The 19,243-nt window shown below is 45.1% G+C and carries 20 protein-coding genes; 16 read left to right on the top strand and 4 right to left on the bottom strand.

All coding sequences use genetic code 11. The features are described 5' to 3' along the window. Nucleotides 1-6: 6 nt before the first annotated feature. The 16 genes from ACHUFZ_RS10905 (at nt 7) to ACHUFZ_RS10980 (ending at nt 14,290) form a co-directional block, all read left to right on the top strand. Complete coding sequence (locus tag ACHUFZ_RS10905) at nt 7-2,208, top strand: chemotaxis protein CheA (RefSeq protein ID WP_394127188.1); 2,202 nt, start codon at nt 7-9, stop codon at nt 2,206-2,208. 23 nt (nt 2,209-2,231) lie between these two features. Continuing rightward, nucleotides 2,232-3,359 carry a protein-glutamate methylesterase/protein-glutamine glutaminase gene (locus ACHUFZ_RS10910; protein WP_394127189.1) on the top strand — a complete coding sequence of 376 codons (1,128 nt, stop codon included), beginning with the start codon at nt 2,232-2,234 and terminating at the stop codon, nt 3,357-3,359. 8 nt (nt 3,360-3,367) lie between these two features. Further along, nucleotides 3,368-4,144 carry a ParA family protein gene (locus tag ACHUFZ_RS10915; protein WP_394127190.1) on the top strand — a complete coding sequence of 259 codons (777 nt, stop codon included), beginning with the start codon at nt 3,368-3,370 and terminating at the stop codon, nt 4,142-4,144. Next, on the top strand, nt 4,137-5,201 hold the full coding sequence (locus ACHUFZ_RS10920; protein ID WP_394127191.1) for a chemotaxis protein CheW: 1,065 nt from the start codon (nt 4,137-4,139) through the stop codon (nt 5,199-5,201). Before ACHUFZ_RS10915 ends, ACHUFZ_RS10920 begins: the two co-directional genes overlap by 8 nt. A gap of 37 nt (nt 5,202-5,238) precedes the next feature. Continuing rightward, nucleotides 5,239-5,733: a chemotaxis protein CheW gene (locus ACHUFZ_RS10925; protein WP_004413313.1), complete on the top strand. Its 495-nt coding sequence runs from the start codon at nt 5,239-5,241 to the stop codon at nt 5,731-5,733. Beyond that, nucleotides 5,733-6,230, top strand: coding sequence for a DUF2802 domain-containing protein (locus tag ACHUFZ_RS10930; protein WP_038211084.1), 498 nt, complete (start codon nt 5,733-5,735; stop codon nt 6,228-6,230). Before ACHUFZ_RS10925 ends, ACHUFZ_RS10930 begins: the two co-directional genes overlap by 1 nt. A 188-nt stretch (nt 6,231-6,418) precedes the next feature. Further along, nucleotides 6,419-7,039, top strand: coding sequence for a cytochrome c biogenesis heme-transporting ATPase CcmA (ccmA, locus tag ACHUFZ_RS10935; RefSeq protein ID WP_004413316.1), 621 nt, complete (start codon nt 6,419-6,421; stop codon nt 7,037-7,039). Between the two features lie 2 nt (nt 7,040-7,041). Next, entirely contained in the window at nt 7,042-7,710 is a 669-nt protein-coding gene (gene ccmB, locus ACHUFZ_RS10940) for a heme exporter protein CcmB (RefSeq protein ID WP_394127192.1), read from the top strand. 102 nt (nt 7,711-7,812) lie between these two features. After that, nucleotides 7,813-8,562, top strand: coding sequence for a heme ABC transporter permease (locus tag ACHUFZ_RS10945; RefSeq protein ID WP_394127193.1), 750 nt, complete (start codon nt 7,813-7,815; stop codon nt 8,560-8,562). Between the two features lie 6 nt (nt 8,563-8,568). Beyond that, nucleotides 8,569-8,775, top strand: coding sequence for a heme exporter protein CcmD (gene ccmD / locus ACHUFZ_RS10950; RefSeq protein ID WP_394127194.1), 207 nt, complete (start codon nt 8,569-8,571; stop codon nt 8,773-8,775). Continuing rightward, nucleotides 8,772-9,257, top strand: coding sequence for a cytochrome c maturation protein CcmE (ccmE, locus tag ACHUFZ_RS10955; RefSeq protein WP_004413320.1), 486 nt, complete (start codon nt 8,772-8,774; stop codon nt 9,255-9,257). The genes ccmD and ccmE overlap by 4 nt, the downstream gene beginning before the upstream one ends. Next, nucleotides 9,254-11,212, top strand: a complete 1,959-nt coding sequence (locus ACHUFZ_RS10960) for a heme lyase CcmF/NrfE family subunit (protein WP_394127195.1) — start codon at nt 9,254-9,256, stop codon at nt 11,210-11,212. The genes ccmE and ACHUFZ_RS10960 overlap by 4 nt, the downstream gene beginning before the upstream one ends. Further along, nucleotides 11,212-11,766 (top strand): DsbE family thiol:disulfide interchange protein, encoded by a 555-nt coding sequence (locus ACHUFZ_RS10965; protein ID WP_394127196.1) that lies wholly within the window; start codon nt 11,212-11,214, stop codon nt 11,764-11,766. The genes ACHUFZ_RS10960 and ACHUFZ_RS10965 overlap by 1 nt, the downstream gene beginning before the upstream one ends. Further along, entirely contained in the window at nt 11,763-12,248 is a 486-nt protein-coding gene (locus tag ACHUFZ_RS10970) for a cytochrome c-type biogenesis protein (protein WP_134835851.1), read from the top strand. Before ACHUFZ_RS10965 ends, ACHUFZ_RS10970 begins: the two co-directional genes overlap by 4 nt. After that, complete coding sequence (ccmI, locus tag ACHUFZ_RS10975) at nt 12,248-13,465, top strand: c-type cytochrome biogenesis protein CcmI (RefSeq protein WP_394127197.1); 1,218 nt, start codon at nt 12,248-12,250, stop codon at nt 13,463-13,465. Before ACHUFZ_RS10970 ends, ccmI begins: the two co-directional genes overlap by 1 nt. A gap of 66 nt (nt 13,466-13,531) precedes the next feature. Then, nucleotides 13,532-14,290 carry an MlaA family lipoprotein gene (locus ACHUFZ_RS10980; protein WP_394127198.1) on the top strand — a complete coding sequence of 253 codons (759 nt, stop codon included), beginning with the start codon at nt 13,532-13,534 and terminating at the stop codon, nt 14,288-14,290. A 76-nt stretch (nt 14,291-14,366) separates the two neighbouring features. Here ACHUFZ_RS10980 and ACHUFZ_RS10985 read toward each other — a convergent pair whose 3' ends face one another. From ACHUFZ_RS10985 to ACHUFZ_RS11000, 4 genes are all read right to left on the bottom strand, one after another. After that, nucleotides 14,367-15,638, bottom strand: coding sequence for an outer membrane protein transport protein (locus ACHUFZ_RS10985; protein WP_394127199.1), 1,272 nt, complete (start codon nt 15,636-15,638; stop codon nt 14,367-14,369). A gap of 315 nt (nt 15,639-15,953) precedes the next feature. Then, nucleotides 15,954-17,246, bottom strand: coding sequence for an outer membrane protein transport protein (locus ACHUFZ_RS10990; RefSeq protein ID WP_394127200.1), 1,293 nt, complete (start codon nt 17,244-17,246; stop codon nt 15,954-15,956). A 266-nt stretch (nt 17,247-17,512) separates the two neighbouring features. Beyond that, nucleotides 17,513-18,241: a DUF3379 domain-containing protein gene (locus tag ACHUFZ_RS10995; RefSeq protein WP_134835846.1), complete on the bottom strand. Its 729-nt coding sequence runs from the start codon at nt 18,239-18,241 to the stop codon at nt 17,513-17,515. After that, on the bottom strand, nt 18,234-18,740 hold the full coding sequence (locus ACHUFZ_RS11000; RefSeq protein ID WP_370447464.1) for a sigma-70 family RNA polymerase sigma factor: 507 nt from the start codon (nt 18,738-18,740) through the stop codon (nt 18,234-18,236). Before ACHUFZ_RS11000 ends, ACHUFZ_RS10995 begins: the two co-directional genes overlap by 8 nt. Between the last annotated feature and the right edge of the window lie 503 nt (nt 18,741-19,243).

The raw sequence follows: 19,243 nt of genomic DNA on the forward strand, positions 1-19,243 counted from the left end.
GTAAATATGAGCTACGATTTAGACGAAGATATTCTTCAGGACTTTTTGGTAGAAGCGGGAGAGATCTTAGAGCTACTCTCTGAGCAGTTAGTAGAGCTTGAAAATAACCCTGAAGATAAAGATCTATTAAATGCCATTTTCCGTGGTTTCCACACAGTGAAAGGTGGTGCGGGTTTCCTAGCCCTAACCGAGCTTGTGGATACTTGTCACGGTGCAGAGAACGTGTTCGATATCTTACGTAATGGTCAGCGACAAGTAAGCGCGAGCCTGATGGATACGATGCTTAAAGCACTTGATACGGTGAATGAACAATTCCAAGCAGTTCAAGAGCGTGAAGAATTGCCTAAAGCTGAGCAGTCATTGTTAGATGAACTTCATCGTCTAAGCAGTCCTGAATCAGCTGATGAAGCCGTTGCTGCCGCGCCAGTCGTTGAAGAACCTGTAATCCCAGAGCCTGTTGTTGAAGCTCCCGCAGCGCCTCAAGCAGAGATTGCTGCCGGTTCAATTGATGAAATCACTCAAGACGAATTTGAAAAGCTACTTGATGAGTTACACGGTTCAGGTACTGCGCCAGGAAAACCAACAGGGGCTCCAGTGCCCCCACCTGCACCTGCTGTTGATGCAGATATGGGTAGCGACATTACCGACGACGAATTTGAAAAGTTATTAGATGAACTGCACGGTGTTGGTAAAGCACCAGGTGAGGGTGAATCAGCTGCCGCTGAACCGGCAGCTCCTGCGCCTACACCTGCGCCAGCCGCTCCTGCAGGTGCGGGTGATTCCGATCTAATGTCAGATGAAGAGTTCGAGAAACTGCTTGATGACTTGCATGGTTCAGGCAAAGGCCCAAGTATTGAAGAACTTGACGCGGCAACTAAACCAGCCGCTGCAAACCCTGAACCCGTTGCACCAGCAGCGCCACCACCGGCCCCCAAGCCTGCTCCAGCACCTAAACCTGCTGCTAAAGCGGAAGCTGCGCCACCTCCTCCTGCGAAGAAAGAAGCCGCAACACCAGCTAAAAAAACTCAAGCAGAAGCAACCGTACGTGTTGATACGTCAACGCTCGATACCATTATGAACATGGTAGGTGAGCTTGTACTAGTACGTAACCGCCTGCTTAGCTTAGGTTTAAATAGCAACGACGAGGAAATGTCAAAAGCGGTGTCTAACTTAGACGTTGTTACTGCAGACCTTCAAGGCGCAGTAATGAAAACGCGCATGCAGCCAATCAAAAAAGTATTTGGCCGCTTCCCTCGCGTTGTACGTGACTTAGCTCGTAGCCTTAATAAAGACATTACGCTGGAAATGCGTGGTGAAGATACCGATCTAGATAAAAACCTCGTAGAAGCACTGGCCGATCCATTGATTCACTTGGTGCGTAACTCTGTTGACCACGGTATTGAAATGCCAGAAGCTCGTGTAGCGTCAGGTAAGTCTCGTACCGGTAAAGTGATCTTATCTGCATCTCAAGAAGGCGACCATATTGAACTGGCTATCGTCGATGACGGTGGTGGTATGGACCCAGATAAACTTCGTGGTATCGCGGTTAAGCGCGGCATCATGGATGAAGATGCCGCTTCCCGATTGACAGACAAAGAGTGTTTCAACCTTATCTTTATGCCGGGCTTCTCAAGTAAAGAGCAGATCTCTGATATCTCAGGTCGTGGTGTAGGTATGGACGTGGTGAAAACCGCCATCAATACACTTAATGGCTCGATTGATATTGATTCAGAAATGGGCAAAGGCACCAAGATTACTATCAAGGTACCTCTGACACTTGCGATTCTACCAACCCTAATGGTTGGCGTTGCAAATCACCCATTTGCTCTACCACTGGCAAGCGTAAATGAAATCTTCCATTTAGATTTAAGTCGCACCAACGTAGTTGATGGTCAATTAACGATCATTGTTCGTGATAAGTCTATTCCACTCTTTTACTTACAGAACTGGCTCGCACCTCAAGCAGGTCAAGTCGAGTTACGTAAAGGCCATGGTCATGTAGTGATTGTACAAATCGGTAGCCAGCGTGTTGGTTTCGTTGTCGACACCTTGATTGGTCAAGAAGAAGTGGTTATCAAACCTTTAGATAACTTGTTGCAAGGTACGCCAGGAATGGCGGGCGCGACGATCACGAGTGATGGTCATATTGCCCTTATCTTAGATGTGCCTGATTTGCTTAAGCAGTATGCAGCTGCTTCGCGAATCTAACTTTCAGCATATAAAGGACCTATATGGCAATCAAAGTATTAGTCGTTGATGATTCGAGTTTCTTCCGACGTCGAGTGAGTGAAATTATTAATTCTGACGCTCGACTTGAAGTAATTGATATTGCTACTAACGGGAAAGAGGCCGTCGAAAAAGCCATTTCGATTAAGCCTGACGTGATTACGATGGATATTGAAATGCCAGTCATGGACGGTATCACTGCCGTTCGTGAAATTATGTCAAAGAGCCCTGTACCGATTCTAATGTTTTCCTCTTTGACCCATGATGGGGCGAAGGCAACTTTAGATGCATTAGAAGCGGGCGCGCTCGATTTCCTACCTAAAAAGTTTGAAGATATTGCACGTAATCGTGATGAAGCGGTGTCATTGCTTCAGCAGCGTGTAATCCAGATTGCATCTAAGCGTGCGTCAATGCGCCGTGCTGCGCCAATTAGACCAACGCCTGCGGCATCTCCTGCAGCAAGAACGTCTCCAACTGCGCCTGTGCGCTCTTCGTTGCGTCCCGCTGCGCCAGTGGCTAAGCCAAGTGTGGCGGCGCGATTTAAAGCGAGTGGTAAAAAGTATCAGTTAACTGCGATCGGTACTTCTACTGGTGGTCCGGTTGCGCTGCAGAAAATCTTAACTAAATTACCGGCTAACTATCCTCATCCAATTGTGTTGATTCAACACATGCCAGCGACTTTTACCGCTGCATTTGCGAGTCGTTTGAACTCACTATGTAAGATTCAGGTGAAAGAAGCGGAAGACGGAGACGTACTAAAACCGGGTGTTGCTTATTTGGCACCAGGTGGTAAACAGATGATGTTAGAAGGCCGACCAGGTTCTGCGAAGCTTCGCATCATCGATGGTGGTGAACGCATGAACTATAAACCGTGTGTCGACGTGACATTCGGTAGTGCGGCCAAGATCTATTCTGATCAAGTACTTTCCATGGTGCTGACAGGTATGGGTGCAGATGGCCGTGAAGGTTCTCGTATGCTTAAGGGTGTTGGTTCGACAGTTTGGGCTCAAGACGAAGAAAGTTGTGTTGTTTACGGCATGCCTCAGGCAGTGGCGAAAGCAGGCCTTTCTACTGAAGATTTACCATTGGATAGAATTGCCGAGCGAATGTTAGTCGAAGTCGGTCTAGCATAGAGGTTCTCATGATTGTATGGAGTATAGCGAACCAAAAAGGGGGAGTGGGCAAAACGACCACAGCCATCACTCTTGCTGGTTTGTTGAGTAAACAAGGAAAGCGTGTCTTATTAGTGGATACTGATCCGCACGCATCTTTAACGACGTACCTTGGTTACGACTCTGATAGTGTCCCTTCAAGCCTATTTGATTTGTTTCAACTAAAGGAATACACCGAACAAACGGTGATGCCATTAGTGATGCGTTCAGATATTGAAGGGATCGACCTAATTCCTGCGCATATGTCATTGGCGACACTGGATCGGGTTATGGGTAATCGAATTGGAATGGGATTAATCCTTAAACGAGCGTTGAATGCGATTCGTAGCCACTACGATTATGTGCTGATTGACTGTCCACCAATTCTTGGCGTAATGATGGTCAATGCTTTGGCTGCCAGCGATCGAATTTTGATTCCTGTGCAGACTGAGTTTTTAGCGATGAAAGGCCTAGAGCGTATGGTTCGTACGCTGGCGATCATGCAGAAGTCGCGCAATAAGTCCTTTAATGTGACGATTGTTCCGACCATGTATGACAAACGCACGCGTGCTTCGCTACAAACGTTACAGCAATTAAAGAAAGATTACCCAAGTCAGGTTTGGTCATCTGCTGTCCCTATCGATACCAAATTCAGAGACGCGAGCTTAAAACATTTGCCCGTGTCTCACTTTGCTTCGGGTAGTCGGGGTGTGTTTGCCTACAAGCAACTATTGATTTATCTAGAGAGGTTAGCCATCAATGACTAGCCAATCGATGCTTTCAAGTGAACAAGCTTTAGATGATTACTTCACGGCCCTCCTTGAAGAGCCTGAAGAGCAGAGCCAAAATGAACTTGTAGAGTGTGATGTTAAGTCTATAGTCGTGCCAGAGCCAGAGCCAGAGCCAGAGCCAGAGCCAGAGCCAGAGCCAGAGCCAGAGCCAGAGCCAGAGCCAGAGGACCAACCATTTGAACCAATGGTCCAGTCCGTTGAAGAGAAGAGCTACTACCATGCTCCAGCAGTGGAGATTGAGGTACCTAATCTCGAAGACGTAGAGCGCCTACTTAAGCAGCTTGAATCAACTAACCCAGTTGCCGAGTTAGAGCTTGAAGAGGTGATGGAGCAAAATACCGTTGATATCGCTCAGGCTGAGGTTATTAAGACTGAACCTGAGGTCATCACGGAAGAGATCCAAGACTGGACGGTTGAAGAACCGGTCATCGAAGTTGAGACAGAAGTCGAGCCTGAAATCGTTGTTCCAGAAATCGAACTGCCTCAAGCTGACGTTACTGTTGATACGGACACTGAAACAGAGACCGAGTTACAAACCGCGCAAGGTTCTGCTGACTTGGGAGAGTGGTACTCGACAGAGCGTAATATCGACTTTCAGGTGCTCTATTTTGATGTCAATGGCGTGACGTTTGCTGTGCCATTGGATGAACTGGGTGGCATTCACCGTATTAGCGAAATGAATCACCTAATTGGGCGTCCAGATTGGTATTTAGGCTTACAAACTAGCCGAGAAGCTCAGCTTGATGTTGTTGATACGGCAAAGTGGGTAATGGCCGAGAAGCTAAAAGACGAAGAGTATAAAGACAGCTACCAATATATTGTCATGTTAGGTGAGAGTATGTGGGGACTGGCTTCTACCGAGTTAAAAGGTACAGAATCATTAAATCCAGACATGGTTCGCTGGCGTGCAACCGCAGGGAAACGCCCTTGGCTTGCCGGAATGGTCACAGAAAAAATGTGTGCTTTGATTCACGTCGAAGCATTGATAGCTATGCTTAATGCAGGACTTGATGTAAAAGCATTAGATAATTAGAACATTTATGCCTATTTGGGCTTAGAGAGGATAAGGTATGTCTCAAACTAATGAAGTCGAAGTAAGAAAAGAGCAGTCAAATGACGAAGTGCTTCAGTGGGTGACGTTCCAATTAGAAGAAGAAACTTACGGTATCAATGTAATGCAAGTACGTGAAGTACTTCGTTACACTGAGATTGCTCCTGTACCAGGTGCGCCAGACTACGTGCTAGGTATCATTAACTTACGTGGTAACGTTGTTACTGTTATTGATACCCGCTCTCGCTTTGGCCTAATGGAAGGTGAAATCACAGATAACACTCGTATTATCGTGATTGAGTCTGAGCACCAAGTGATCGGTATTCTGGTTGATAGCGTAGCCGAAGTGGTTTACCTACGTTCTTCTGAAATCGATACCACACCAAGTGTTGGTACTGACGAAAGTGCGAAATTCATCCAAGGTGTTAGCAATCGTGACGGTAAGCTATTGATCCTAGTTGATTTGAATAAGCTACTGACTGATGAAGAATGGGATGAGATGGCTCACCTATAATGGAATTGAGTAGTTCGATGTTAAGTGCTCCAGTGATTGCTGGGGCAGTATCGTTTGTCGTATTGATCATTGTTTTTGCATTATTACGCCTAAAACAAGGACAAACGAAGTCTGCTGAGTATCAACGTCAGCAAACGCGCCATTTGGATAAAGAACTACAAAAAGCCAATAAACAACTTTTAGAAGTTCGTTCCGTTGTGGTCGGGTTAGGACAAAAAGTCAGTGAACAGCAAGATATTATCCAGCACTTAAATGAACGTATTACGGAATTAGAGCAAGCAGACAGTGATGGCCGCTTGTACTCTAGAGCCAGTAAAATGGTCCAGTTAGGTGCAGATATTAATGAGTTGATCGAAGAGTGCGAGCTGCCAAAAGCAGAAGCCGAACTGATGATGTCATTACAGAAAAAAATCGCCGGACAAGAAAAAGTCCCTCCTCTTGAAAGTAGTCCCGATCGGCAAAAAGCCGCAGCGCGTAAGCGAACAATGAGAAGATAGACAACGAAAAAGTGCCACTCGGCACTTTTTTTATGCCTCTATGTAACCATTTAGTGGTAGTTGTTTAAGCTTGTGTTTGAATATTAACAGATTCTTACGTAGTTTCGTGATTCGTATAGGTCTATTCCTATTTAGACAAGACGAGGCTGTGGTAAGATACAGTTTCGAAACTTACCTAGTGACCCCAAATGTTAGAAGTATCTCAACTTACAGCAATTCGAGATGAAAGAATTCTATTTGAATCCCTGTCTTTTACGATTGATTCTGGCGAATTAGTTCAGGTCGAAGGTAGAAATGGTACAGGCAAAACAACCTTGCTTCGTATCATTACTGGGCTAGGAGACCGCGATAACGGGGAAATCTTTTGGAGTGGTGAGAATATCGAGTCCAACCGTGACCAATTCCACCAAGACCTTCTATTCCTAGGGCATCAAACGGGTGTTAAGCGCGAGCTCACTGCTTACGAGAATTTGCGTTTCTATCTAAGTATCCATTCTCGTCAATCCTTTGACAAAAATACGATTTACGATGCCTTAACCAAAGTGGGGTTAGCTGGTCGTGAAGACGTACCTGTTGGTCAGCTGTCAGCGGGTCAGCAAAGACGTGTCGCGTTAGCGCGATTATGGTTGAGCGATCATAAATTATGGATCCTTGATGAACCGTTAACGGCTATCGACAAGCAAGGGGTTAAGGTTCTCGAATCTCTCTTTTTGAAGCATGCTGAAAGTGGTGGCATTGTCATGTTGACGACTCACCAAGATATGTTCGCTGATAATCCAAAACTAAGAAAAATAAAACTAGGTGATTAATCATGCTTGGCACCATGAATAGTATTATAAGACGCGAATTGCAGATCGCTTTTCGCCGTCAAGCAGACATCTTTAACCCTTTGTGGTTTTTTATCATTGTTATTACGTTGTTCCCGCTGAGTATTGGGCCTGAGCCAAATCTTTTAGCGAGAATTGCTGCGGGTATTGTATGGGTAGCGGCATTGCTGTCAGCCTTGCTATCACTAGAACGTTTATTTAGAGATGATTTTCAAGACGGCGCATTGGAACAAATGATGCTAATGCCTGTCCCATTACCGATAGTGGTTATCTCTAAGGTTATTGCTCACTGGTTACTGACCGGTTTGCCACTGATTTTAATCAGCCCACTGTTATCAATCCTACTGTCATTAGACTTTAATACTTGGCTAGCAGTGGTCTGTACCCTGTTAGTTGGTACACCAACGTTGAGCTTTATCGGCGCGATTGGTGTGGCACTAACAGTTGGATTGCAAAAAGGTGGTGTGTTACTGAGTTTGTTAGTACTGCCTTTGTATATTCCTATTTTGATTTTCGCGACGTCAGCGATTGATGCCGCATCATTAGGAATGGCGTATAACGGTCAATTGGCGATTCTTGGCGCAATGTTCATGGGAGCAATGACGCTAACGCCTTTTGCAATTAGTGCGGCGCTAAGAGTAAGTGTCAATTAGTTGTTTTTGATCAAGCACGACTTTTTCCCTTTATATAAATTACAAAACTAATAATTGTCTAACGAAAAATTAGACAAACCTGAAGTAAGAGTGAGAACAACGATGTGGAAATGGCTCCATCCCTATGCCAAGCCTGAATCTGCTTACCAATTATGCGGTAAGCTCTTGCCATGGTTCTCCGTACTAGCGCTGTTATGTTTATCTATCGGCACTGTATGGGGTTTAGCTTTTGCACCTGCTGACTATCAGCAAGGTGATAGCTTTAGAATCATTTATATTCACGTACCGTCAGCCATTTGGTCGATGGGTGTCTATATGTCGATGGCAATTGCTGCCTTTATCGGCATCGTTTGGCAGATTCGCCTGTCAGATATGGCCGCCTCAGCAATGGCGCCTATCGGTGCGGTGTACACCTTTATTGCATTATTAACCGGTGCAATTTGGGGTAAACCAATGTGGGGCACATGGTGGGTATGGGATGCGCGTTTAACTTCTGAATTAATCCTTCTATTCCTCTACCTCGGTGTGATTGCGCTTTACCACGCGTTCGATGACCAAAAAACAGCGGCGAAAGCTGCAGGGATTCTTGCGATTGTTGGCGTTGTGAATCTACCTATCATTCACTTCTCTGTTGAGTGGTGGAATACCCTGCATCAGGGTGCAACGATTACGAAATTTGAGCAGCCTTCGATCTCGAACGATATGCTGTGGCCACTGCTTCTAAATATTTTTGGTTTTGCTTTCTTCTTTGGTTCGGTAACGATGATTCGCTTACGCAATGAGATCATTAATAAAGAGAGCCATCGCCCTTGGGTGATGAAGTTAGCAGCAGATAAATCTCAGAGAGGGTAATTAACGATGCATTTTGAATCTTTGAGTGAATTCTTTGCAATGGGTGGCTATGCAGGTTACGTCTGGGCTGCTTTTGGTATTACTTTTGGCGTGATGCTTGTGTTGCTTATCACTAGCGTTCGACATGGTCGCACTCTTCTTGATGAAGTGCAGGCGAAAGTGGATAGACAAGCACGTATTGATGCAGCGAAAAATTTGGAGAACACATTATGAACCCAAGACGTAAAAAGAGGCTCGGCATTGTTCTGGCGATCTTTATCGGGATCAGTGCAACCATCGGTTTGATGTTGTACGCCCTGAATCAGAATATGGATTTGTTCTACACGCCAACGGAATTGGTGAATGGCAAACCGGATGGTACTAAACCCCACGTAGGTCAGCGCCTACGTATTGGTGGTATGGTCGTTGAAGGTTCTGTTAAACGTGACGTTGAGTCTCTACGTGTTTCATTTGACCTTCATGATGTCGGCCCTAAAGTAACGATCGTTTATGATGGTATTCTTCCGGACCTATTCCGTGAAGGGCAGGGTATTGTTGCTCAAGGCGTGCTGCTAGATGAAACAACGGTTGAGGCATTCGAAGTACTTGCTAAGCACGACGAAGAGTACATGCCACCAGAAGTTGCTGAAGCGATGAAAAAAACGCATGAACCGCTTCAATACACTGAACAACAAAAACAAGGAAGCGATCAATGATTGCTGAAATCGGTCACTTTGCACTGATCATCTCACTGGCGCTCGCGGTACTGCTCAGTATCTTGCCACTGGTTGGTGCATCGAAAAACAATACCCTCTTGATGAACAGCGCCAGACCTTTGTCTTGGGGTATGTTCCTTCTGCTACTATTGTCGTTTTGTATTCTGCTTTGGGCATTTTATACCAACGACTTCACCCTAAACTATGTCGCCAGTAACTCGAACAGTCAGTTGCCTTGGTACTATCGCTTAACAGCGGTTTGGGGTGCGCACGAAGGTTCGCTATTGCTTTGGGTATTAATCCAAGCAGCGTGGACGGTTGCCGTTGCGATGTTTAGCCGTGGTATGCCGCAAGAATCTGTTGCACGTGTGCTCGCGGTAATGGGTATGATCACGGTAGGCTTCCTACTGTTTATCATCTTAACGTCTAACCCATTCCTGCGTACGCTGCCTTACTTCCCGGTTGATGGTCGTGACCTTAACCCACTACTGCAAGACCCTGGCTTAATTATCCACCCACCTATGCTTTACATGGGTTACGTTGGTTTCTCTGTTGCTTTCTCTTTTGCTATCGCATCATTGATGACAGGTCGCCTTGATACCGCATGGGCTCGTTGGTCTCGTCCTTGGACGACAGCAGCATGGTTGTTCCTAACGCTAGGTATCGCTCTAGGTTCATGGTGGGCATACTACGAACTTGGCTGGGGTGGCTGGTGGTTCTGGGATCCAGTAGAAAACGCATCATTTATGCCTTGGCTTGCTGGTACAGCGCTAATGCACTCACTTGCCGTAACGGAAAAACGCGGTACGTTTAAAGCGTGGACGGTATTACTGGCGATCTCTGCATTCTCATTAAGTCTACTTGGTACTTTCCTAGTCCGTTCAGGTATCTTGGTATCCGTGCATGCGTTCGCATCGGATCCGTCACGAGGTATGTTTATTCTAGGCTTCTTGGTATTTGTTATCGGTGGTTCACTACTGCTGTTCGCCGTAAAAGGTGCCTCAGTACGTGTTCGCGGTAACTTTGATCTGGTCTCTCGTGAAAACGCACTATTGGCTAACAACGTTCTACTGATTGCTGCACTGGTTGTGGTTCTTGTAGGTACATTGCTGCCACTAGTACACAAACAAATCGGCCTAGGCTCTGTATCGATTGGTGCGCCATTCTTCGACATGTTGTTTGCTTGGTTGATGATTCCATTCTCATTCCTTTTGGGTATCGGTCCTCTGATCCGTTGGAAGCGCGATGACCTATCAAGCTTGAAAAAACCAATGCTGATTTCTGGTGTAGCATCACTGGTTCTTGCATTTGTGTTTACTACATTGTTGTCAGACTTCTTCTTAACCATGGCTTACGTCGGTTGGGTAATGGCACTGTGGATTATCTTCATGCACGGTTTTGAGCTCTACCAACGCGCGACTCACCGTCACCCATTTATGGAAGGCGTGAAAAAGCTTCAGCGTAGCCACTGGGCGATGATGATGGGCCATATTGGTTTAGCTGTCAGCGTTATCGGTATTGCGATGGTGCAAAACTACAGCATCGAGCGCGACGTTCGTTTGGCGCCAGGTGAGCACTTCCAGATTCAAGGCTATGATTTCTACTTCGAAGGCCTACGCGATAAAGATGGTCCGAACTACGACGGTTACATTGCTGACTTCAAGATCACGAACGATGGTAAATACGTAAATACGCTACATGCTGAAAAACGTTTCTACACCACAGCGCGTTCTATGATGACAGAAGCTGCGATTGATCGCGGTATTACCCGCGACCTATACATCGCAATGGGTGAACGTCTAGATGACAATAAGTCATGGGCAGTACGTATTTACTACAAACCATTTGTACGTTGGATTTGGGCTGGTTCGCTATTGATGGCTCTAGGTGGTGCAATCGCTATCAGCGATAAACGTTACCGCTTCAGAAAGAACACCAAGAAGCAGGAGGCATAATGAATAAGAAACTATTGTTTATTCCCCTAGTGGCATTCTTAGGCTTGGTGGCAGTATTTGCCACCCAGCTAGTGAAAAACCAACATGGTGATGATCCAACCAAACTCGAATCTGTTCTGGTGGGTAAAGAAGTTCCTCAGTTCCGTCTTGAAGACTTAGCAGAGCCGGGCAAGCTATATGACCAAGCGATCTTCAAAGGCGAACCATTGCTACTGAATGTTTGGGCGACTTGGTGTCCGACTTGTTATGCTGAGCACCAGTACCTAAATGAATTAGCTTCGCAAGGCGTTAAGATCATAGGTATGAACTACAAAGACGATCGCGAAAAAGCGGTGGGCTGGCTGAATGATTTAGGTAACCCTTACCTAATCAGCTTGTTTGATGGCAACGGTATGCTAGGCCTAGATTTAGGAGTGTATGGCGCGCCAGAAACCTTCCTTATCGATGCGAATGGCGTAATTCGTTACCGCCACGTTGGTGACGTGAATACGCGTAACTGGAACGAAAAGCTCAAGCCTATGTATGAAGAGCTGATTGCGGAGGCGAAACAATGAAAAAGTGGATCCTCGCACTCGTCGCGTGTTTGACTTTCTCAATGACAGCTTACGCAACGATTGAAATCTATGAGTTTGATAACCTAGAGCAAGAGCATCAGTTCAAAGAGTTAGGTAACACACTTCGCTGTCCAAAATGTCAGAACAACACGATTGCTGATTCGAACGCTGAGTTAGCGGTCGACTTGCGTCATAAAGTGTATGAAATGACGAAAGAAGGTAAGTCTAAGCAAGAAATCGTTGATTACATGATTGCTCGTTACGGTAACTTCGTGACTTACAACCCGCCGTTTACCATTGCAACTTCAATTCTTTGGCTCGGTCCAATCGCGGTTGTATTACTTGGTTTCGGTTTGATCATTGTTCGCAGTCGTAAACCAAAGGCAGTGACAGAGAAAGATGATCAAGAGTGGGATTCTGACAAAGAAGCGCGCCTTAAAGCACTTCTTGATGAAGAAAAGAATGATGGAGACAAGCAGTAATGACACTATTTTGGATAGCCTCAGTCATTCTTATCGCAATTAGTATTTTGCTTATTGCATTACCGTTTATTAAGAAGAAATCAAACAACGACGAGCAACTGCGCGACGAACTCAATAAAGCGTTCTACAAAGATCGTCTATCTGAGCTTGAAGAGGAAGCCGATGAAGGTTTGGTTGAAAACCAACAAGACTTAATCGATGACCTAAAGCAATCGCTGCTTGATGACATTCCTGCTGATGAGAAGAAGCATGACGAGAGCAATACTTCAGCGCTTGCCGTCATCATTCCATCGGCATTACTGGTAATTGGTCTTTCTTACGGTCTTTACTTCAAATTTGGTGCATCAGATGACGTTCAGCAGTGGCAAGAAGTCAGTGATAACCTTCCTGCGCTGTCGAAAAAGCTGATGTCTCCTGAAGGAGCGGAATTGAGCGAAGACGAAATGAGCGACCTGTCATTGGCACTTCGAACACGTCTACACTACCAACCTGACGATTCAACTGGCTGGCTACTGCTAGGTCGTATCGCTCTTGCTAACCGTACTATCGACACTGCAATTGGTGCGATGAAAAAAGCCTACGACATTGAGTCAGATAACCCAGACATTATGTTGGGATACGCTCAAGCGCTAATGCTATCGCAAGACGATGTTGATCAAGATAAGGCTCGCCGCTTGTTAGGCAAACTGGTTCAAGACGACTACGTTGATCTACGCGTTTTCTCACTACTTGCATTTGATGCTTATGAGCGTAAAGACTACCCAGCAGCAGTGCGTTACTGGAGCATTATGCAGCAGATGATTGGCCCTCAAGATACTCGCTATGAAATGCTGTCTCGCAGCATTGAAAATGCTCAGAAGCAGATGGGACAACAAGTAGGTACTGGTCAGTCGGTATCGGTAACCATTAATGTTGGTGACCAAGTGAGCGCAGATCCAAATGCGTCACTGATTGTATCGGTACATACGGCAGATGGTTCACCTATGCCAGTTGCGGCAGCACGCTACCCATTAGGCACGTTCCCAAGAACGGTTGTGCTGGATGATGGCAATAGTATGCTCCAAGATCGCAAGCTTTCTTCACTTGAGTCATTGATGGTTCGTGTTCGCATTGATAGCGACGGTAATGTTGCAACCAAAGATGGGGACTGGTTTGGTGAGAGCGAAGCCGTTAAAATGGGCGAACCAGTTGAAGTTATGATTAATAATCAGTATTAATAGTGACTGTTTATATATCGACGAAGGCCGGTGGAAACACCGGCCTTTTTTATGGAAATTATAATAATGACAAAGATAAAGCCGCAGTTAGGGATGTTGCTTTGCTCTGCTCTTCTAGTGACTGGGTGTGCGTCAGCGCCTAGTGAAGAGCCATTGGCAGGAGAGCCGCAAGTCTATGACCCTTTTGAGAGCTTTAACCGCTCGATGTGGACAATTAACTACGATTATTTAGACCCATATTTAGTTAAACCCGTTTCTTTGGCGTATGTGGATTATGTCCCTGTGCCGATTCGTAGTGGTATTGCCAACTTTCTCGGTAACCTCGATGAACCATCGAGCATGATAAACAACTTAGTGATGGGCAACGGCGGTAAAGCGCTTGATCACTTCAATCGTTTTTGGATTAACACCACTCTCGGCTTAGGTGGTTTAATCGATGTGGCCTCTGAAGCAGGTATCACTGACCATAATGAAAAAGCGTTTAGCGACGCGATAGGTCATTATGGAGTAGGGAATGGACCGTATGTGATGGTTCCGGCTTATGGTCCTTGGACAGTAAGAGAAACGGCTGACATCGTTGATGGCATGTACGTTCCGCTCTCTTATCTTAATTTCTGGGCAGGTTTAGGCAAATGGGCGCTTGAAGGGCTAGAAAGCCGTGCAGTGTTAGCTAAGCAGCAGTCGTTGCTAGATGACTCACCAGATCCTTATGCACTAGTTCGTGACGTTTACATTCAACGCCAAGACTTTAAGGCTGAGATTGAAACGGAAGACTACGATGCAGAAGAAGAAGCCTACCTAGATGAATATCTAGAAGACTTTTAAGTTCTTACTGCTATAGACAGAAAAAAGGCTTGGTGTGAACCAAGCCTTTTGTGTTTTTAGTGTTGCTAAATAGGTCTTAGAACGTGTAGTTCGCTTGTAGACCGATTAGCCAAATGCTACCAGTTACTTCGCCTTCGAAGCTACCGCCAGCTAAATCAGCAGCAGCGTCAGACTCGTGCATTTTTGCGTCTTTAGCCAAGATGTAGGTAAAGCCAGCATCAAAGTTAAGTTGCTCTGACCACTGGTATCCTGCGCCTACGCTAAACCATGTACGGTCAGTTTCTGGGATTGTTGCTGTACGGTGCTCTTCGCTCACTGCTGACTCATCGTATGCTAGGCCTGTACGTAGCGTTAGCTTAGAGTCAACTTGGTAAGTAGCGCCAATCGCGTAGCGCATATTGTCTTCCCAGTTTTCTTCTTTGATAAGGCTAGAGTCTTCGCCTGGGAAGTCAGCAACTAATTTTTCGAAGCTGCTCCAATCAGTCCAGTTGATGCTCGTATGAACAGCAAGCTTGTCATTTAGTTGGTGGTACGTCGCTAGTTCTGCTGTTGCAGGCAGAGCTAGGTTCATAGAGCCAGCCTTCTTAGCTTGTGGGTTGATTTGGTTAAAACCGAAACCGTTAGCGTGGCCTTCTAAAGTTAGGTCTACTTCAGATTTATATGTGAAACCTACGCGGTTTGACTCATTGATTTGCCATGCAGTACCTGCTTGCCATGCCCAAGCCGTATCGTCACCTTCCATGTATTTTAGAGTTGTTCCTGCCGGAAGAACTGCACTTTGAGGTGAAGCAACTGCACCAAAGCTACCTTCTGCGTCAATGTAACGAACGCCACCACCAATACTTACTGCTTCAGTTAGTTGGTACGCAGCATTTAGGTTTGCTTCTACAGAGTAAACACTTGCTTCGTTACCGTGGTTTGCACCTGCGAACTCTTTACCCAGTGATGTTTCCATACCGTAGTTAGTGCCAAGTGCAAAGCCTAGCGCGAACTTGTCGTTGTACTTATGTGAAACGTAGAAGTTAGGGATAACTGCATCGTGTGCGAAGTCTTTTGAGTTAGCTGAGAACTCGGCAGGACCGTAGCTGCTAGTACCATTAACATCAACATTAGGATCTACGTAGATAGCGCCTACTGAAATCTGAGTGCCTTCTAGGTAAGTCAGCATTGCAGGGTTGCGCCATTGTGCGCCTGCGTTGTCAGCCATCGCTGCTTCACCAGCGTATGCACGGCCTAGACCTGTCGCAGAGTATTCTGCTAATTGGAAGCCAGCTGCGTTTACTGTTGCTGATGTTGTCACTAGTCCACATGCCACTGCTAGTGAAAGGAGAGTCTTATTAGTTTTCATTGTAATGTTCGCTGAGATTAAGAGTTATCAGTCGGGGGATAATAAGTTTAGAGTCATTACTTTAAAAATAAAAAACAGTGTATTCGGCGTCTTTAGAGCTAAATTTCTGAAACGCCCTACATTTTAGTGATTAATGTGGCTTGTTAATGATTTGTTTCTTGGTTTCAGCGAACACCTGTAGTGCATTGAAACGTTTTACGTATACAGTTGTACGCTTAAATAGGAGTGACTATAGGGGGAAGTAGAGTGGAATGAGTAACTTATGGGCAATAAAAAGGGCCAGTAAAAACTGGCCCTTGGAATCAAAGTGTAAGCTTAGAAGCTGTAGCTGTACTGAAGGCCAGCTAGGATAGCATCGGCATGTGTAGTTGCCGTTAGCGTACCTGAGCCTTCATTTACTGCAACATCTTGACCTAGCAGGTAAGTGAAACCGAAGTCTACAGTATGGTGTTTATCGAATGAGTAGCCCGTACCGAATGAGAACCACTGACGATCTGAGTCAGGAACAGAAATCGACGTGATTGAATCTTGAGCTGCTGTGTCATACATGTAACCAGCACGTAGAGTCCAGTTATCATTTAGATAGTATGTACCACCAATTGCAGCGTGCCATCCATCTTGCCATTTGTACTCGCTAAGCTGAGTACGACCTGCAGCAGTATTACCATCTAGTGTGTCGAATGTACTCCACTCAATCCATTGTAGAGAGTAGTGAACTGCGAATTTAGTATTTTCGATTTTGTGGAAACCAGAGAACTCAACCATATCCGGAAGAGATAAGTATAGCTTGTCCACGAATTGGCCTGTAGTACCTGAGAAGCTACCTTCTGCCTCGATTTCAGGTTGATAGTGGTAAGCTAAACCAAAGCGGTTATTTTCATCAAGCTCGAACACAGTGCCTAAGTTAAAGCCAAAGCCTATGCCATCAGCGTCGATATTAAGTACATCAGTGCTGCTTGTTTGACCAAATGTTGGCGAGCTTGGGTTAGTATCTGTTGCTTTAACAGTTCTAATTAGCTTACCGCTACCTTGAACGATATCTAGACCACCACCGATGCTCCACTGCTCGTTAATTCGGTAAGCTGCGTTTAACGTATAGTTGATGCTTTCGATTTCTGTCGTACCACCAAATGCTGATGCACCTGTGTGCACTCGACCAAGCGGAGTTTGAGAATCAAAAGAACCAAAGTTATCGTCAAAGTTGTTGTTCGTACCAAAGTTAGAGTAGATACCAGCACCTACAGCAAACTTATCGTTGATGCGGTGGATGTAGTAGATGTTTGGCACAAATGAATCACTGGTATTGTTTGCACCATCAATTGGTACTGAGCCACCAACGACAGGATCTTTTACTTCGATATCAGTTCCGATGTAGTTAACACCACCAGAAAACTGGTTAGAGTCAAAAAGAGTCATTGCTGCTGCATTACGAGCCATAACAGATGCGTTATCTGCAATAACAGCGTCACCTGCAAAAGCACGACCAAGGCCAGTTGCAGATTGTGAGTTAAGCTGGAAGCCGGCAGAGAGAGCTGGCTGCGAAGCGATAGTTGCGGTTGCGATAGTCACTGCTAATAGTGATTTTTTAAACAGACGCGTGTTGTTCATTTTTGCTTTTTCCTTTTCTCTTCGCCTCTTCTGGGCGATATTATTTGAGCAAAAGCTCAGTGGTGGCTGATACTAGACCCAAGTATAAGATATAGAAATCCGACCATTGCTAATTTGGGTGATAAAATTAAGGAAATGACGTGTATCTGGCAGGATTGTGCTGGAAAAAGCATCTTTTTAGAGTTAACACTCTAGTTTTTAGCTAAAAAAATGGCTTAGACGAGATATCTAAGCCATGAGCTGTGTCACAAAATGTTGCGATTTTGTTAATTTAAGGGTTTGATGATATTTGCCAGATTTTTCGCGATTTTCGCTACATCTTCGCCTTCTTCACCTACAAGGATTAGGCTAGTACCATCCATTGGTTTAACAATACCCGCCATACCGTCTTCGTTAAAATCGATAGCTTTCTCACTTGGAATACCAGTAAAGAACAAGGTGACTTTGCCTTTTTCACCTTGGAAAACCATGTGCATGGCGTTTGATTTACCAAAACCACAATGATTTAAGTAGTAGACATGGTAAGGAAACCCTTGAGAAAACTCATGTTCAAACGGCACCATCTTAGCGTTGATTTGCGAAGACTTAACTTGCTCGTCGATATTCTCAACAAACGGCTTCTCTTCTACCACATGCTTCATTGCGGTGCTCGCTAGGCTAGCTTGGGCTGGTGAAACAACAAGGTTACCCCAATTAAGCTGTCCGATAAGTAAACCTGCGACAAATGCCACTGATGCCGCCATTGCCATGGCTCGGCGAGCGAAGGTTGGCTTGACGATGTTGTTTTCAACAGAGGAGCTTTGGTTAAACAAAATACGGTCCGCGAGATCATCAGGTACATCGACAGCCATCGCTTGGGCAATTTGCTTATCGAGATCTAAAATCTCTTCGGCAAACTGACTGTTCTTGTCACTGCTTTTAATGGCTGCAGTAATCTCGCTGTCGCGCTGTTTAGGGTCGGACATTATGCGTCGACGGAACTCTAATTCATCCATTTTGCTGCCCTCTCTGTGAACTATCTGAATCTAACATCTCTTTGAGTTGGTTCCTTGCTCTAAATAGCCGTGTCATCACGGTGTTCTTATTTAAATCAAGGATCTCTCCGATCTCTTCACCACTGAAGCCACCCACGACTTGCAAAAACAACGGCTCACGATACTCTTCTTCGAGTTTCATTATTTGCGCTTGAACCCACTCGGTTTGATGGTGAGGGTCGTCCGATACTTTAGCATCATTGCCATGATCGTCGATATCCACCAGATCAAACTGTTTGCGTTCAAAGCGGCGCGCATTCTCACGTCTTAATATGGTGATAAGCCATGACTTCGCTGCTTTCTCGTCTTGGAGGCTATCAAGCGACTTCCATGCTCGTAGGCATGTCTCCTGAACTAAATCCTCAGAAATAGTTGGATCCTTACACAACCAATAGGCGTAACGGTACAAGTCTCGATGATAGGCCCTTACAAGCGCTTCATATTTTCTTTGTCTGTCCATATCCGAGTTGACCGGGTCTTTGGACTTTTTCTTTCCGAAAAATTGAATAATTGACACATGAGCCTCCCTCGTTGCTCTGTGATTTCTTATTGTTCTGGCGTTATCCGATAGCTAAGTTATTGAGTAACGGTCATTCTGATTGTTGTTATTGATATGCGTATAGACTCATTTTTTATTGGGAAAAAGTATGAGTTGGTCGCGAATTTATATAGCTGGTGTGATTATAAGCAGCTAAGCAAGCAACAAATCCACCTAAAATTGATCTATTTCAAAATTTGTCTCACTCTAGCGGTTATAGTAGCACCTGTCATCTAGTCGGTGTTTACACTGACAAGTTGAGCAAGATGACACTTCCTTTTGAAGGCTGACTTTACTTTCTCCTAATCAGGAAACTGATTATTTCAATTGGCGTTACGTTAATTGCTTTATACATTCCAACCACACAGTTATGTGTGGTTTTTTTTTGCCTGTCATTCCATAAAATACTGCTAATAGTAAAAGTT

This window comes from Vibrio hepatarius (assembly GCF_043642085.1).
Lineage (GTDB): Bacteria > Pseudomonadota > Gammaproteobacteria > Enterobacterales > Vibrionaceae > Vibrio > Vibrio hepatarius_C.

Excerpts from the sequence above, each read along its gene's own strand:
- ccmB (WP_394127192.1), top strand. The coding sequence starts at position 7,042 with ATGCTTGGCACCATGAATAGTATTATAAGACGCGAATTGCAGATCGCT.
- ccmA (WP_004413316.1), top strand. The coding sequence starts at position 6,419 with ATGTTAGAAGTATCTCAACTTACAGCAATTCGAGATGAAAGAATTCTA.
- ACHUFZ_RS10995 (WP_134835846.1), bottom strand. The coding sequence starts at position 18,241 with ATGGATGAATTAGAGTTCCGTCGACGCATAATGTCCGACCCTAAACAG.
- ACHUFZ_RS10915 (WP_394127190.1), top strand. The coding sequence starts at position 3,368 with ATGATTGTATGGAGTATAGCGAACCAAAAAGGGGGAGTGGGCAAAACG.
- ACHUFZ_RS10985 (WP_394127199.1), bottom strand. The coding sequence starts at position 15,638 with ATGAAAACTAATAAGACTCTCCTTTCACTAGCAGTGGCATGTGGACTA.
- ACHUFZ_RS10910 (WP_394127189.1), top strand. The coding sequence starts at position 2,232 with ATGGCAATCAAAGTATTAGTCGTTGATGATTCGAGTTTCTTCCGACGT.
- ACHUFZ_RS10960 (WP_394127195.1), top strand. The coding sequence starts at position 9,254 with ATGATTGCTGAAATCGGTCACTTTGCACTGATCATCTCACTGGCGCTC.
- ACHUFZ_RS10980 (WP_394127198.1), top strand. The coding sequence starts at position 13,532 with ATGACAAAGATAAAGCCGCAGTTAGGGATGTTGCTTTGCTCTGCTCTT.
- ccmI (WP_394127197.1), top strand. The coding sequence starts at position 12,248 with ATGACACTATTTTGGATAGCCTCAGTCATTCTTATCGCAATTAGTATT.
- ACHUFZ_RS10905 (WP_394127188.1), top strand. The coding sequence starts at position 7 with ATGAGCTACGATTTAGACGAAGATATTCTTCAGGACTTTTTGGTAGAA.
- ACHUFZ_RS10920 (WP_394127191.1), top strand. The coding sequence starts at position 4,137 with ATGACTAGCCAATCGATGCTTTCAAGTGAACAAGCTTTAGATGATTAC.
- ACHUFZ_RS10970 (WP_134835851.1), top strand. The coding sequence starts at position 11,763 with ATGAAAAAGTGGATCCTCGCACTCGTCGCGTGTTTGACTTTCTCAATG.
- ACHUFZ_RS10945 (WP_394127193.1), top strand. The coding sequence starts at position 7,813 with ATGTGGAAATGGCTCCATCCCTATGCCAAGCCTGAATCTGCTTACCAA.
- ccmE (WP_004413320.1), top strand. The coding sequence starts at position 8,772 with ATGAACCCAAGACGTAAAAAGAGGCTCGGCATTGTTCTGGCGATCTTT.
- ACHUFZ_RS10925 (WP_004413313.1), top strand. The coding sequence starts at position 5,239 with ATGTCTCAAACTAATGAAGTCGAAGTAAGAAAAGAGCAGTCAAATGAC.
- ACHUFZ_RS10930 (WP_038211084.1), top strand. The coding sequence starts at position 5,733 with ATGGAATTGAGTAGTTCGATGTTAAGTGCTCCAGTGATTGCTGGGGCA.
- ccmD (WP_394127194.1), top strand. The coding sequence starts at position 8,569 with ATGCATTTTGAATCTTTGAGTGAATTCTTTGCAATGGGTGGCTATGCA.
- ACHUFZ_RS10965 (WP_394127196.1), top strand. The coding sequence starts at position 11,212 with ATGAATAAGAAACTATTGTTTATTCCCCTAGTGGCATTCTTAGGCTTG.
- ACHUFZ_RS10990 (WP_394127200.1), bottom strand. The coding sequence starts at position 17,246 with ATGAACAACACGCGTCTGTTTAAAAAATCACTATTAGCAGTGACTATC.
- ACHUFZ_RS11000 (WP_370447464.1), bottom strand. The coding sequence starts at position 18,740 with ATGGACAGACAAAGAAAATATGAAGCGCTTGTAAGGGCCTATCATCGA.